At 48.4% G+C, this 15,058-nt stretch carries 16 protein-coding genes; all 16 read right to left on the bottom strand.

What is annotated here, in order from left to right; all coding sequences use genetic code 11:
* Position 1: 1 nt before the first annotated feature.
* Complete coding sequence (cobW, locus tag C7475_RS03465; RefSeq protein ID WP_110051087.1) at positions 2 to 1,048, bottom strand: cobalamin biosynthesis protein CobW; 1,047 nt, start codon at positions 1,046 to 1,048, stop codon at positions 2 to 4.
* A 33-nt stretch (positions 1,049 to 1,081) separates the two neighbouring features.
* Positions 1,082 to 1,660 (bottom strand): cob(I)yrinic acid a,c-diamide adenosyltransferase, encoded by a 579-nt coding sequence (locus tag C7475_RS03460; protein ID WP_110051085.1) that lies wholly within the window; start codon positions 1,658 to 1,660, stop codon positions 1,082 to 1,084.
* An 8-nt stretch (positions 1,661 to 1,668) separates the two neighbouring features.
* On the bottom strand, positions 1,669 to 2,193 hold the full coding sequence (gene cobC / locus C7475_RS03455) for an alpha-ribazole phosphatase (protein ID WP_110051083.1): 525 nt from the start codon (positions 2,191 to 2,193) through the stop codon (positions 1,669 to 1,671).
* A complete protein-coding gene (locus tag C7475_RS03450) occupies positions 2,178 to 2,981 on the bottom strand; it encodes an adenosylcobinamide-GDP ribazoletransferase (protein WP_110051080.1) in 804 nt (267 codons plus the stop codon). Before C7475_RS03450 ends, cobC begins: the two co-directional genes overlap by 16 nt.
* Position 2,982: 1 nt before the next feature.
* Positions 2,983 to 4,023 (bottom strand): nicotinate-nucleotide--dimethylbenzimidazole phosphoribosyltransferase, encoded by a 1,041-nt coding sequence (gene cobT, locus C7475_RS03445; protein WP_110051078.1) that lies wholly within the window; start codon positions 4,021 to 4,023, stop codon positions 2,983 to 2,985.
* A 19-nt stretch (positions 4,024 to 4,042) separates the two neighbouring features.
* Positions 4,043 to 4,546 carry a bifunctional adenosylcobinamide kinase/adenosylcobinamide-phosphate guanylyltransferase gene (locus C7475_RS03440; protein ID WP_110051075.1) on the bottom strand — a complete coding sequence of 168 codons (504 nt, stop codon included), beginning with the start codon at positions 4,544 to 4,546 and terminating at the stop codon, positions 4,043 to 4,045.
* 202 nt (positions 4,547 to 4,748) lie between these two features.
* Positions 4,749 to 5,498: a VWA domain-containing protein gene (locus C7475_RS03435; RefSeq protein ID WP_110051073.1), complete on the bottom strand. Its 750-nt coding sequence runs from the start codon at positions 5,496 to 5,498 to the stop codon at positions 4,749 to 4,751.
* Positions 5,499 to 5,545: 47 nt separating this feature from the next.
* Entirely contained in the window at positions 5,546 to 6,490 is a 945-nt protein-coding gene (locus C7475_RS03430; RefSeq protein WP_110051071.1) for an ATP-binding protein, read from the bottom strand.
* Positions 6,491 to 6,508: 18 nt separating this feature from the next.
* Complete coding sequence (locus C7475_RS03425) at positions 6,509 to 7,204, bottom strand: hypothetical protein (protein ID WP_110051068.1); 696 nt, start codon at positions 7,202 to 7,204, stop codon at positions 6,509 to 6,511.
* 1 nt (position 7,205) lies between these two features.
* Positions 7,206 to 8,288 carry a cobalt-precorrin-5B (C(1))-methyltransferase gene (locus C7475_RS03420; RefSeq protein WP_110051066.1) on the bottom strand — a complete coding sequence of 361 codons (1,083 nt, stop codon included), beginning with the start codon at positions 8,286 to 8,288 and terminating at the stop codon, positions 7,206 to 7,208.
* The gene (gene cobK, locus C7475_RS03415; RefSeq protein ID WP_110051064.1) at positions 8,285 to 9,043 is read right to left on the bottom strand and encodes a precorrin-6A reductase; all 759 of its coding nucleotides are present in this window, start codon (positions 9,041 to 9,043) and stop codon (positions 8,285 to 8,287) included. The genes C7475_RS03420 and cobK overlap by 4 nt, the downstream gene beginning before the upstream one ends.
* The gene (gene cobM, locus C7475_RS03410) at positions 9,044 to 10,873 is read right to left on the bottom strand and encodes a precorrin-4 C(11)-methyltransferase (protein ID WP_110051062.1); all 1,830 of its coding nucleotides are present in this window, start codon (positions 10,871 to 10,873) and stop codon (positions 9,044 to 9,046) included.
* A 1-nt stretch (position 10,874) separates the two neighbouring features.
* On the bottom strand, positions 10,875 to 12,059 hold the full coding sequence (gene cbiE, locus C7475_RS03405) for a precorrin-6y C5,15-methyltransferase (decarboxylating) subunit CbiE (protein WP_199236163.1): 1,185 nt from the start codon (positions 12,057 to 12,059) through the stop codon (positions 10,875 to 10,877).
* A complete protein-coding gene (cobJ, locus tag C7475_RS03400) occupies positions 12,059 to 13,414 on the bottom strand; it encodes a precorrin-3B C(17)-methyltransferase (protein WP_110051056.1) in 1,356 nt (451 codons plus the stop codon). The genes cbiE and cobJ overlap by 1 nt, the downstream gene beginning before the upstream one ends.
* Positions 13,411 to 14,118, bottom strand: a complete 708-nt coding sequence (gene cobI / locus C7475_RS03395) for a precorrin-2 C(20)-methyltransferase (RefSeq protein WP_110051054.1) — start codon at positions 14,116 to 14,118, stop codon at positions 13,411 to 13,413. Before cobI ends, cobJ begins: the two co-directional genes overlap by 4 nt.
* Before the next feature lie 3 nt (positions 14,119 to 14,121).
* Positions 14,122 to 15,051 carry a sirohydrochlorin chelatase gene (locus C7475_RS03390; protein WP_110051052.1) on the bottom strand — a complete coding sequence of 310 codons (930 nt, stop codon included), beginning with the start codon at positions 15,049 to 15,051 and terminating at the stop codon, positions 14,122 to 14,124.
* Between the last annotated feature and the right edge of the window lie 7 nt (positions 15,052 to 15,058).

The following is a 15,058-nucleotide window of genomic DNA, read 5'->3' as shown; positions in this document are numbered from 1 at the left end:
ATTAGCTGACTACACTCAGTCTTTCATTGATAATAGTACCCAGGTCTTTGTCGTGTAACTCGTCTCCGATGATCACGAGGCTTGTTTTACGGGTTTCGCCGTCCTTCCATTTACGATCGAAATAGTGATCGAAACGATTGGATACACCCTGTAATACAAGGCGCATAGGTTTGCCGGGAACATCAATAAAGCCCTTTATACGGTATATTTCATATTCACTCACCAGCTCCTTCAGGGCTTCCACCAGTGTTTCAGGCGTATGCGGCGCATGAATATCTACTACTACGGAGTCAATATCATCGTCATGGTGGTGGTCCAGGCCATTGGCATGATCTTCTTCATGATGTGAGTGGCGGCTATCCAGATCGTCTTCTGCAGCAGCATTTACGCCCAGCAGGATGTCGGCTGACAGAACACCATTTGCGGAAGCGACCATCTTAACATCCGGGCGTACCTTACCTGCGATGATGGCTCTTACTTCTTCGTATTGGGTTTCTTCTACGAGGTCTTTCTTGGTCATCACAACCAGGTCAGCACAGGATAACTGGTCTTCGAACAGTTCTTCTATCGGTGTTTCGTGATCCAGGGAATCGTCGGCCAGTCTTTGTGCCTGTACGCGTTCCCTGTCACAGATCTCACCGGTAGCTTGTCCTACTACGTCCACCACAGTCACTACTGCATCTACTGTTATCTGTGGTTTCAGTTCAGGCCAGTTGAAGGCATGTAACAAAGGTTTGGGCAATGCAAGACCTGATGTTTCGATAATGATATGATCGATGGTGTCTTTGCGATCCATCAGCTGTAACATTACCGGCAGGAATTCTTCCTGAACGGTGCAGCAAAGGCAACCGTTGTTCAGTTCGAGAACGTCTTCTTCATTGGAGCAACAGGATTTCAGGATCTCGCCGTCGATGCCCATCTCGCCAAACTCGTTGACAATTACAGCAAGCCTGCGGCCATTCGCGTTTTGAATAAGGTTGCGGATCAATGTTGTTTTACCGGAACCGAGAAAACCCGTGATGATAGTAACGGGGATTTTTTTTGCCATATTGTATCTTTTAAAGCGTGTATAGATTACTTGTTATTCGGCTGTTTTCTTTCTCTTATAGAGGAATAACTGCCATTTCTCTTCCGCTACGCCGGCTTTGTCCATTTCCGCTCTGCTTAATATGAAGAAGAGGTCAGACAGGCGGTTGATGTATGCAGGGATATAATCATCCACCGTATCTACTTTCATAAGAGATACCAGTAGTCGTTCTCCTCTGCGCATCTGTGTTCTTACCACATGGCATAAAGCGGATATCTCATTGCCGCCAGGTAACAGGAAGTAATCAGACTTGCTCGTCATACCTGCTTCCAGTTCATCTATCCATTGCTCACAGAACTCAGCACCATCTTCAGGTTTGGGATTAGGATTTTCCTTTTTGCAATCAGACGGGCGGGCCAGGTGTGACATCATGTCCATCATGTCTTTCTGGATCTTATGCAGGCGTGGCTGCCATTCATGATCGCCACCCAGTTTGGCGCGTAAGAGCCCGATGGTAGAATTTACTTCGTCCAGTGTACCATAGCAGTTCACACGTACGTCGTCTTTATCTACCCGGCTACCACCGAAAAGGGCAGTGGTCCCTCTATCGCCTTTCTTAGTGTATATTTTCATGTCTCTGGTTATTTCGTATTGAATATGTAAATGCCACCGTAATCTACTTTCTCCATCATCACCTGGTTGAGCGGAATGTCGTTAAACAGGTGCATGGCGCTTCGAATGATACCTGCATGCGTGATGATCAGCGCACGTTGATATTGCTTTTCCTGTAACTCTTTAGTAAAACCGGCGAACCGGGTTACTAAAGCAAGCAGCGACTCACCATTTGGAGGCGCGAGATTGATGTAGTCTGCCATCCAGGGATCCAGTTCATCACGGTCGATGTCATCCCATTTCCGGCCTTCCCAATCTCCGAAGTGCAGTTCCATGAGACGATCGTCCGTAAGATGATCAGCTGTAATAGCCTGCGCAAATAATCTGCACCGGGAAAGGGGACTGCTGTATACCACGTCATATGCTGCTGGCAACAGCTTTATGATGGCCTGATGTTGCGTATCGTAACCATCGGGCAGTGGAACATCTGTCCGACCATAGTTAGTACCTTCAGGAAAGTCAGGTTTGATATGCCTTACTAGATATAATTCCATATTGCCAGTATGCTCATATAAAAGATGATCTCATTCAGTTGTTGTGTGGCCCCCAGGCAATCACCCGTATAACCGCCGATCCACTTACGGAAGAAGCGGGCGAGATATAAGGTGAGTAATCCGCAGGGAATAATTACCAGTAAAAGCAGATAAGAATAATGAAGTGTATACACCAGTAGCAGTAAAGGAATCAGTCCGGTTATAACAGCGACTGAAAGCCCTGTTCCACTGATCTGCGTGGCGAGTGGTTTACTTTTAGCTGTTTCATCATCTTCCCGTGAATAGTGCATGTAACGCAACAGGAACACAGGCATCGTGCGGCTAAAGGCATGAGCGGCGATATATAACAGGCAGAAGGGCAGCAGATGTGCATTGATCATCAGCAGTGCCAGTTTGGCCAGCAGGCATACCTTCAGCAACAGTACAACGATGATGGCGATCACACCGAAAGCCCCTACACGGGAGTCTTTCATGATCTCAAGGATGCGTTGTTTAGTCCATCCTCCACCGAAGCCGTCGGCCACATCGGCGAGTCCGTCTTCATGGAAAGCGCCTGTAATGAGTAGTGTAGCGATCAGCGACAGGATCACTGCCGTGAAGATATCCTTAAACAAGCTATGGGCGATGGCAAAACAGAGTGCGCCTCCCAGTCCTACGATAATACCGACCATAGGGAAGTAGCGGCTCGACTTGTTAAGATCGGCGGTGTTATGGTCAATACCAGCGGGTACGGGTATCCGGGTAAAGAACATGAGTGCTGTGAGAAATATGCGGAGTTCCTTTTTCATGTTATGCTTTGTTCGACACGCCTGCAGATTCAAAGCTGGCCATTTCATTCAGGAAATTCACTGCCGCCTGGATAACCGGGTAGGCAACAGCTGCGCCTGTACCCTCGCCAAGACGCATACCCAGGCTTAGTAAAGGTACAGCTTTCAGGTGGGCGAGCATGAGATAGTGCCCCTGCTCATTAGACTGATGCGTGAAAATGCAGTAGTCCAGCACCTGCGGATCTATCTTCGATGCCGTCAGCAAAGCTGCCGTAGTAATAAACCCGTCAATGAGAATGATCATACCGTCAGCAGCTGCCTGTAACATCGCGCCGCACATCATGGCGATCTCAAAACCGCCGAAGGTACTTAACACATTGGTCGGCGTCTTTTCAAGGTTGTTATGACGGATCATGGCTTCCGCCAGTATCACTCGTTTCTTTGTGAGGCCTTCATCATCCAGCCCCGTTCCCCGGCCAATACATTGTTCCAGCGGAATGTCGCAAAGCAGGCTCATAATGATAGCAGCTGAAGAGGTGTTACTGATACCCATTTCCCCAAAGCCGATCACATTGCAGCCGCTTTGTTGCATCTCCTTTACAATGGCAGCCCCTTTCTCAATGGCTTCTTCGCACTGGGCGATGGTCATAGCTGGTTCGTGCAGATAACTTTTGGTACCCATATCTATCTTGGCGTGAACCAGATCAGGATGCTGGTTGAAGTCGAAGTTAACGCCTGCATCCACGACCTTGATCTGTATACCGCTTTGCCGTGCGAATACATTAATGCCTGCACCGCCCTGCAGGAAATTAAATACCATCTGGTAGGTAACTTCCTGAGGAAATGGACTGACGCCTTCCCTGGCAATGCCATGATCACCCGCAAAGACAACAATGGCCGGCTGTTTCAGCACAGGAGATAATGTTTGCTGTATCGCGCCTATCTGCAAGGCTACCTTCTCCAGTTGTCCCAGTGAGCCCAGTGGTTTAGTCTTGTTGTCTATCTTATGTTGCAGCGATGGTGTTATGTCTTTATTGACCGGCTTAATGTTAAATGTTACCATATTTGTGTCTGGTTACTTGTTATTTGAGTGTGAGCGGAAGACCTGATACCATCAGTGTGGCCTTGTCTGCCTGCTGCGCGATATATTGATTCATCCAACCCTGGAGATCGGCGAATTTCCGGCCTCCCTCTGTTGACGCATGTACGCCCATACCTATTTCATTAGATATGATGATCAGATTGAAATTCTGTTTTGCAAAGGCGTCAAATTCCCGTTTTGCTTCCGCCAATGCAGCAGCTGTATCATAGTTGTTGTCCACGAAAAAGTTGGTCAGCCATAAGGTGATGCAGTCCAGTACGACCGTTTTGTTTGGAAGTTTCAGTCTACTGATCTGTTTTTCTTCTTCTATGTTTTCCCAACGGGTATCGCGGTTGTTTTTATGCAGCTGGATGCGGGCTTTATGATCATCATCCCAGATGCGGGAGGTAGCCAGGTACACGGGCATGTCAGACAGGAGTAATGCCTGCTGTTCTGCGTAGTTCGTTTTTCCCGAGCGCTGACCGCCTGATATGTAGTGGATCATTGGATGATGATGTGTTTTATGTTTTATGATATAAATGCTCGTGGTTCCGTTTTTGTTTTATCGCCGATGTGTTATCCCGGCGATAACGTCCCCGTATGACGTTTACCGTAACGACGTGCCGTAATTACGTTCCCGTATGACGTTTCCCGTATGACGTGCCGTAATAACGTTTCCCGTATCATGACGTCCGCGGATCGTGACGTCACCCGGGGTTGTCACCCCGCGCTACAAACATGCGACCCCTAACGGGGTCGATCGACGGGGATGATGTGTTTTGTTGGATTAGTTGATAACCGGCGTTTATTGCAATCGCCAGTTTTTCAGCTAATCCCAGTTTGACGAAACCGTATTCGTTATTGATGACGGTCGTTTTGATATTCTTCAGGTGTTGTTTGTAGAATACCACGGCTTCGTTGAACGGGTCTTCTGTGTGGCCTGCATTGATCTTGCCGTCAGTGAAAATGTACAGGCTTGTTTGTTCCTGTATGTTCGTTTTCAATAGCTGGCTGATCAAACTGAAGCCTGCTTTCATATTTGTCTTTCCACCGCTTGGCAGTTGCGCAACAGCGTTGAGCAAACCGTCCGCATGCAGGGTAGGTGTTGATAGCAATTGCGCATCTCCATCGGTGAGTGCTACCGCTGCATATTTTATCCGCCTGGTTCTATACCTGGCGATGGTTTGAGCCACGAGTCCCTTGATGTAGGCGATCTGTTTATCTTTCACCATAGAACCGCTGGAATCTATCAGGAAGAAAACATTCATGCCTGCTTTAGACCGGTGGCGTTTATGTCTGATCTGTAGTTTGTCGTGCACGAGATAGTGTTTGACTGTTTCCAGGACGTCTATCTGAGCTGTTGGAACTACGGTAATTTGCTTGATGCCTTGCTTCGGAAGAGGCACTTTTAATGTAATCCCTTTCCTGGCACTGGCGGACTTCGTTTTCAACTGCACGTATTGTGCTGTTTTCGCGGCTTGCAGTAAATACTTTTTGCTGTTGCTCAGCTCATTCTGATCCTTATCGAGTCGCCCTCCTTTTCTTCCCGCTGGGATTGGTTTTCCCTTTGCTGCCGGGAATTTTGAGGAGACGAATATTGTTTGGAACGGTGAGACAATACAAAGGGCATTACCCTGTGAATGTCTTCCCGGCTTACTTCTTTCTTACTGTAAAACGCAGCATGTGCCCGGGCTGCTTTCAGCAACAGGATATCTGCACGAAGTCCTTCTACCTGGTATTGAATGCAGGTATCGGCAATAGAAGCGAGTATGATATCGGAGTAGGAAACCTGTTTCAGATGTTTCCTGGCGTACATGATCTGTTGTGCTAGTTGTTGCTCCTGTATTTCGTATTTGTCGAGGAAAGCGGCGCTGTCGGTGTCAAACTGTAACCTGCGGCTGACGATCTCCATACGATCTATTCTATCCATAGGTGTCTTTACCGTTACACTTAGTCCGAACCTGTCAAGCAGTTGCGGGCGTAATTCGCCTTCCTCCGGGTTCATGGTACCTACCAGACAGAATCTGCTGTCAAACCATTTGGAGACAGTATCGCGTTCAAGGTGATAACCGCCGCTGGCCGCGGCGTCTAACAGCACGTCCATGAGGTAGTCGTTGAGCAGGTTTACCTCGTCGATGTACAGAATGCCATGATGGGCAGCTGCCAGCAAGCCTTGTTGTACCTCTGTTCTTTTTTCGTTAATGAGGATGTCCAGTTTTACAGTACCCAGCACCCTGTCTTCGGTAGCGCCAATAGGCAAGTTAACGAAGGGGAAGTCCGAGATAGTGCGCTGCATCAGGTGGCTCAGTCCTCTTACGGTGGTGGTTTTGCCTGTGCCTTTATCGCCCAGCGCCAACACGCCTCCCAATCCGGGATCTATCATACAGAGTATGAGCGCCAGTTTAAAATCTTCCTGTGCATATATCGCTGTAAAAGGGAATGATCTCATTGAAAGGTCGTTTAATGGTTATGCAAAGCTGTTATAGATCCAGAGGCAGCCTACTCCAATGGAGAAGATTCCGACAATGGCATTGAGCGATTTAAAGGCAAGCTGATTGCGCTCGATAAACCTGGATACGGAAAAAGCCAGCACACAGCTGTAAGTGGTCATGGCCACTATAATGCCTACACTTTGCAGCACGATGATGCCTATGGCAATGCTGGTACTGCTGGAGGCCATAATAAGTGCGATAGCACAGGCGCCGCCGGTACCGGCCAGTCCGTGTAACATGCCTACCCAGAAGGAACGGCTTAAAGGGTTCATGGCAATTTCCTCTCCCTGTTTGCCGTGGATGTGTAAGGCGTTATTGATATGCTCATGTTCTGCAAATACCTTGTGGCTTGCCATCATTTGCTTCAGTTTATGATTCCGGCGGATGGCGGAGACGCCCAGCCAAATCATCACCGGCCCCACCACGATCTCTGCATAGGACGAAATGTCCAGGGGCAGCGCCGACTTTAAGAGTAAGGCGAAACAGCTGAACAGGATCAGTGAAACAGAATGTCCTAAAGCCCACTGGGAAGAACGCCAGATCAGTTTTGAAAGCCCGATCCTGTTATTGGCCTTCTCAGATGCCAGCACCGAAACGGCGGCCATATGGTCCGGTTCGAAGGAGTGCTGGATACCCAGGAGTATAGAATCTGTGAATAAGTATCCGATCATATTAAAAAGTTAAAATAGTATCGTTTGCGTCGATCAGCAGCAGTTGCAGCTTAACGTTGGGCACCAATGGTGCCGATACGGCGTAACAACGTGCCGCCAGTTGCCGGAAAAAAGGTTCCTGTTCATTGAAAGGGAACAGTTCTGTCAGTCGCCGGGCCATGTTCAGCTCCAGGATGGGCTGGCACTGTTCATCGCTATAACCGCATTCCTTCGCCAGTGAGTAGATAAACTGTTTATCCCAGGTAGATTTACCGCTGTGCGTATCCAGTTCGCCCTGTGCCAGCTTAGCGGCTTTACCCAGCATGATGCCCATCGTCACTTTTTGTAGTGGAACGGAGCGGATCTTTTCCAGCGTTTGACCTATCCAATTACCATACTGGATGAAGGCGAATTCCGGGAGATGGTGAAAGCGTTTCCGAAGAATGTTCTCTGAACGGCCTCCGGAATTGATCACGATCTCCGTGCAATGATTGGCCAGCGCCACGTCGATACCCTGTGTGATACTGGCGATGTAGGCAGATGCGCTGAAGGGCCGGACGATGCCGGTGGTACCCAGTATAGAAATGCCCTCTAAGATGCCTATACGGCTGTTTAAGGTCTTTTTGGCTATCTCTATTCCATCCACTACGAAAACCTCGATATTTACGCCTTTATTGACGGAATAACGATATGTCAGGAATTGGGCGACATCCGTCATCATTTTCCGGGGCACCGGATTAATAGCCGGTTCTCCTACGCCGATCGCCAGACCGGGCAGGGTGACGATGCCAACACCGTTTCCCCGGAAGAACCTTACCTCGGGTGTGTCGTTGAAAGATACGGTGCAACCGATGGTGGCGCCATGTGTTGCATCAGGATCGTCCCCTGCGTCTTTTATAGTCGTACAAGTTGCCTGCTCTGTATTGAAAGAGCAGGAACTGATCCGGAAGGAGACTTTTTCTCCCAGCGGCAATGTAATTTCCACTTCATCTACCGGCGCCTGTGTGATCAGTGCCAGCAGGGCTGCTTTAGTGCAGGCCGTGGCACAGGCGCCTGTGGTATATCCCTGTCTTAAGGGACCTTCCGGTATTTGCCGGAGGCTCATGACAGGAAACTTTTTAGTCTGGCCATCAGCGATACCTCATCCGTGACAGGAATGAACGTGTCAGGCAGTGCCGGACGTTCAATGATCAGGATGGGAATCTTACTTTGCCGGGCCGCGTTTATCTTGGTGGCCAGGAAACCGGATTCCCCGCTTTCTTTGGTCAGTATACAGTCTATCCCGTATTGTTTGATAATAGCCAGTTCCTGTTCAGGATCATCTCCCGGCATTTCCCTGATAAGCTTTTCTGCCGGAAATCCTGCCTGTGCCGCCAATGCCAGGGAACTTTCCCTGGGCAGGATGCGGAAGATGGTATCATGTTTTTTCCAATAGTTGGTCAGCGGTGCGATCGTTTGTACGCCTGTCAGCGCCAGCAGACGTTTTGCCGGATATGCTGAGAGCCAGGACAATGCTGCTGTGTAAGATTCGCAATAGATGATCAGCGGATGTTCCTGCCTGTCCGGATAACTGCGCTCAAAACGAAACACCGGTAGCGATAGTGCCTGTGCTCCTTCATAAATGGTTTCATGCAGTAACGTGGCGAACGGATGACTGGCATGAACGATGGCCTTAATAGCATGTGCTTTACAGAATGTCTGTAAGGCATCAGCAGTCAAAGGGCCATACCGGTATTGGCCATATGCACCCGGCTGGAAGTCAATGCATGTTTTGGTGGAATAGTAATAAGGGCACGCAGCCTTTTCCAGGATGCCTGCTACTTTTTTACCTTCTGTGGTTCCACCAAAGACTAAGATCATCTAGTTTGTTTTTATAGCTTTTCCTGTTCTGAAGGTATGTTTCCAGTCAGGGTTATATAAATGTGAACGGTTCTTTCTTGCACCAATGGCCACACCGACAATGACCAGTGTAGTCAGTGTCAGTTTGTTATCGCGTACGATCTGTGCGAGGTCTTTTAACTGTCCGGTGTAGATCTCTTCATCTTTCCAGCTTACGCGGTACAATACTGCCACAGGTGTTTCCGGATCATAATGCTCCAGCAATTGTTCCTGTACAGAACGGGCGATGGTAGCGCTGAGAAAGATGCACATGGTGGCTTTGTGCCTGGCCATTTCATTCAGTTTCTCATGCTCCGGTAATGGTGTCTTACCTGCTCCGCGTGTGAGGATGATGGTCTGCACGACTTCCGGAATTGTGAATTCTGATTTCAGGCAGGCTGCTGCCGCCTGGAAAGAAGAGATACCCGGAACGATATAATAGTCCATACCTTTCTCATCGAATATGGTCATCTGTTCCTGTATCGCACCATAGATACTTGGATCACCAGACTGCAGGCGTACGATGAGATGGCCTTTACTATAATGTTCTTCCATCAGGCTTATCTGCTCTTCCAGTGTCATGCTGGCGGAGTTCCTGACGATGGCTTCTTTTTTTGCATAATGGGTGATCTCTTCGGGAATAAGACTGCCTGCATATAAGATCAGGTCAGCATCTTCCACCAGTTGTTTCCCTTTGAGGCTGATCAGTTCTGCATCTCCCGGTCCGGCGCCTACAATGGCGATCACTGCCCTGCGAACAGCATCCTTATCGACGGCAATGGCGATGGTATGTTTCTTACCCGAGCTAACGGTGATCTTCTGTTTCTCCAGCAGCAGTTCCTGGTTGCCGGACAATAGCATGGCAGATGCTTCTGATACGCTATGTACGCCCAGTTTTGACATTACCACATCCGATGGATTGACCACCTGCTGCGTATTCAATTCATCTGCAGTAAAAGTGATAAAAGGGACCTGCAGTTTCTTCGCCAAGGCAATGAACGCTGTTTCATCGTGTTTCACATCAATGGAGCCGATGGCCCGGATGGATTCGACAGCCAGTTGCTGTTGTGCTAGTTGCTGATATACAGAAGCTTTCAGCAGGTCTGCCTCTATATCCCGTGAGCAGCCCATTCCGATGTTCAATACAGCAGGGTGAAAATGCAGTACAGGTATTGCCGCCGGGTATTTCTTATAGGTCACGGCAATCAGCAATGCATACTTTGAAAGATCATCGGGAAGGTGGTAATGGACGTTGACAAAAGCAGGCAGCGTCTTTTCAAGGTGTGCAGTGCCTTTGTCTTTTACGTCCAGTAATAATGCGGTTGGTTGGTTATTGACAAATAATGAAATAATACTGTTCATGTCCTGGCTGGCTGCTGCCTTCCATCCAAATTGAGATGCCAGCGTGTCAAGCGCCCAGATCTCCTGGAGGTCACTGCTGGTGGTAATAACGGCCTGTGCGCCGATGGCGGCTGCCAGTTTACGGGTAATATCATTAGCGCCTCCGATATGCCCTGACACTACCGACTGTACGAACATGCCCCTGTCATCCATATTAATGACGGCGGGATCTTCTTTTTTATCCTGCAGATAGGGCGCGATGCTTCTTACGCAAATACCCAGCGCCCCGATAAAGATCAGTGTATCGAACGTACTGAAATTGTTTGCGAGAAAGGCGGCAATACTCTCTATATGACTTGCCTGTTCGTGGTGGCGCGTGCTAACAAGCAGGGACTTCGGGAACTCGGTCCTGATCCTGTTGCCCAGCGCAACACCACTATCTGTACTGGCTATAATAACTGTCTTACTCATTTTATCTTTTTTCGGCCGTTAGTATGGTGATAGGATTGTGTTCATCGACCTGTATCACTATCGGGTCAATCAATTTGTAGTCTAATATTTCCATCATTCTGGTGAATTGATCCCTGCTGTCTTCCTTAACAGCATTCAGTACGATCCTGGCATATACAGGAAGTATGCTATCAAGTTTCCGTATCAGTTCTTCCAGTCTTCCGCCATGCCCACCTATGAAGACGGCATCGGGCGAGGGATATAGATCAAGTTCTGTCTCGAAAAAGTCGCCCATCACTTTGATAATGCCCGGAGCTGAATACCGGCGCATATTTTTATCCAGCAGTTCACTACATTCAGGCCGTTGTTCAAAAGCAACAACCTGCAGATGCGGATATTGTCTTCTTGCTTCTACAGAAATGGAACCGGTACAAAATCCTATATCCCACAATACACTGCGTCCGGCAAGGGCCAGACAAGAGAGGCTGACAAGACGCACAGGCATTTTGGTGATCATATTAGGCCGGTTTTCCAGGCCATAGAATAAATGGTCGGGAATACCGTGTGAAAATGCCATCCTTGATTTTCTGATGAGTATCACACAATTCAGCGAATGTGCCGTATAACCCGTTGCTTCATCAAGTGAAAGGCTGGTGGAACGGTGGGATTGTCCGTCAAGATCTTCACCGACTATCATATTATAGTTTGAGAAACCGTATTCCAGCATGCGCTGTGCAATAACAGCCGGTGTCTTTTGCTGGTCTGTCAGTACACCTATCATGGACGCCTGTGTGATCAACGCATTATCTAATTCATTCCAGGTCCGGCCATGTACAGAGACGTTCACGAGATCGGCGTAGGAAAGATTGTTGGCATGACAGAGTAACTGAATACTGTTAAAGTAAGGATACACTTTCACGTCTGCTTCCGGATCAAATTTCTGTATGGTTCCGGCAAAGCCGTAGAAAAGCGGATCACCGGAGGCAAAGACTACGATCGACCCTTTATGTTCCCTGAACTTATCAAAGAGAGCGGGCATATTCCCCTGGATATCTATCCAGTGATGATTGTCCGGGAGGTACTTCCCGACCAGTTCATAGTGGCGTTTCCCTCCGGAGAAAACCTTATGTAAAGGCAACAGATCTCTTACTTCATCCGGCAGGATGTAGGAAGGACTATTGGATATGCCGATGACGATATACTCCACTATTTATCATTTACGGTGAAAGCTGCATTAACGATACTCGCCGCTACATTGCTGCCGCCTTTACGGCCCTGTATGATAACGTAGGGCACGTTCTTTAATGCCTGTAATTTCAACTTGGATTCTACCACATTCACAAAGCCGACAGGTGCACCGACGATGCCCGCGGGTTTGAACTTGCGCTCCTGTAGCTGGTCACACAGTTCAAACAAGGCTGTAGGCGCATTGCCTACTACGAACAGCGCCTCCGGATGCTTTTCTATAGCGATACGCATGCCTGCCTGGCTGCGGGTAAGTCCTTCTTTTTCGGCCAGTGGCAATACTGCTTCATCGTTCAGATAGCAGTATACCTGCGCATTATATTTCTTTAGAAATTCTTTTGTGATGCCTGACTGTACCATCGTCACATCTGTTATTATAGTGCCGCCTGCTTTCAGATAGTGGTTCCATTGGGTAATGGCGTCTTGGTTAGCGAGATAGAGGTCTTCGTATTCAAAGTCGGCCGTTGTGTGTATGCAACGCATGATGGCCCACCTGTCTGCATCACTAACGTCTTCCCGTTTGAGTTGTGCGGCTATCTGCCGGAAGCTCTCGTCCTGTATCTCCTGTCCGCTGTCTGGCTTCCGGGCCATGTAACCGCGTGGGGTGACGAGGAAGTTATTGAACTGATATGTTTGTGAGTTGCCGATCATGACCAGCGAGAACATATCAACAGCTTCAATGTTCAATGCCGAGAGTGTAGTAATGGTGATCTGTTCTTCCGGCCTTGTTACCTGCCTGATAATGGCAACAGGTGTATCGCCATCCCGATGCTGGAGGAACAGTTCTTTAAAACGTGCCAGTTGCCAGAAGCGTTTTTTACTCCTGGGATTATAAAGAGATGTAACAAAGTCGCCTATGGCCGCCGCCTGTATCCTTTTTTCGATCACCGGCCAGGGCGTCATAAGATCAGAGAGTGAAATGCAGCAAAAGTCATGTCCCAGGGGAGCGCCCAGCTTGCCCGCAGCAGCAATGAATGCACTGATGCCGGGGATGGTCTGCAACTCAATATCCTTGTCTGTACGAGTGCTGGCATACTGATACACGAGAGATGCCATCGCGTAGATACCGGCATCGCCAGAGCTGATAACTACCACATGTCTGCCCGCTTCACAACGGTTAACCGCCAGTTCTGCACGGGCTTTCTCTTCGGTAAGGTCTTTCCCTATACATTCACAACCGGGTTGCAGCAGGTGGGCGATAAACTGAAAATAATAACTGTATCCGATAACGATATCAGCAGTAGCCAATACCTGCTGGGCTACAGGTAAGATATAATCCCTACCACCTGGTCCTATGCCAACTACACTTAGTTTCATGATCTTTTTAAAATGAGTAATGAAAAATAGGGGATCTCCCTATGTTCCAGGTCATTGATATCTGTTGTGATATACTGTTGCGCGGTCCCTAAACGTTCACAGTAAACGATATTCAGGCCTGTCTGGTTGATGAGTGTGCGGATCTCATGCAGTACGCTACGTACTTTGATCAGTACCACCGTTTCAAATTCTTCCAGGTAGCGGGACAGTGTATCACGGTCTTTCATCCTTGGCAGGATGGCTATTTTCTCATTGAGGATGGCCAGTGATGACTGGTGTTCGGCGGCGCCCAGTATAAAGGATGGCACGCCTGCAATTATTTCCAGGGCCAGTTTATGTGAATGGATATGTTGCAGCAGGTAGGCGAAAGTGCTGTAAAAGGAAATATCCCCTTCACTAACGAAAGCCACCTGAAGACCAGCATTATAATCTGCAAGTAAGTGCCGAAAAGTATCAGCATAAGTTTGTTCAGCCTGTTCACGGTTGTCGGACATTTTCAGGAACATGCCCTGCAACTTGTTTTTACTCAGGTTATAGTGCTGTAATATCTGCAAAGAATAACTGGACGTAGTACCATCGGGTAACAGCGAACCCGGATAATAGATCTTATCCACCTGTTGCAGCACCTGCAAGCCTTTTAACGTTATCATCAACGGATCGCCGGGACCCAGTGAGACACCATATATCTTTCCCTGTTTGTTCATGTATCAGATGCCGAGGATCTTTTTAACCTTTGTCAGTACTGTTGTTTTATCGCCGATCTTTTCGTCTTCTTCGAAGAGGATACCTTTCACTGCCAGGTGATGTCCCACTTGTTCCTTGCCAACTTCCTCTTCAAAGCCGATGATCTGTGTCCGGTATTTGCATAACTGGCAGTTCATATTTGGATTGCCTTCTTCCGCTTCACGGATGCGTTCATCTATGGTTTGAAGCAACAACTCATTACATTCGAACGATCTTGTGTAAATGATCTCCTTATCGGATACATTGCTGAACTCATCCAGTTGCGTATATATCTTTTTAAGTAACACGCCTGTAAATAGAAATACAGGCAGTGCCACGATCCTTTTGTATGGCAGATGATCAATAACAGGCAGCAGGTCTTTCAGCAATGGTTGTGTTACGCCTATGAAGGCCGTGGTAGCGAAACCGAAGCCCATACCTTCTCCCAGCATACGGGTCATCTTGGCTACGTCAGAATTGGCGTCCGGATCGGAGGTCCCTCTGCCTACCAACAGCAGGCAGGCGTCTTTCCTGTCAAGAGCCGGTGCTGCTGCTTCGGATCGCTCAATCAGTTGCTGCGCGAGTTGCAGCATGGATGGCGTTATACCGATATGCCTGCCCAGTGTGATCTTCAGATCTTTGTACTGGCTTTGCAGCGTATTCATTTCATAGGGGATATCATTTTTTGCATGCCCACCCGCAAAGAGGATCGCGGGGATGGCGGTGATCTCCCTTACACCTGCCAGATACATCCGCTCTACAGCGGCTGCATACACAGGGTGTGAGAACTCCAGGAAGCCATAATCCACCATCCTGTGCGGATAGCGTTTTTGCAGCAATGCTACCAATGTCTTAAAGCCGTCGACTCCTTCGGGGTCGCGGCTGCCATGACCGCATATTAATATCCCTTTCATATACCAC

Origin of the sequence: Chitinophaga sp. S165 (assembly GCF_003182155.1) — a bacterium.
Classification (GTDB): Bacteria; Bacteroidota; Bacteroidia; order Chitinophagales; family Chitinophagaceae; genus Chitinophaga.
This window is presented reverse-complemented; position numbering and strand designations above follow the sequence as displayed.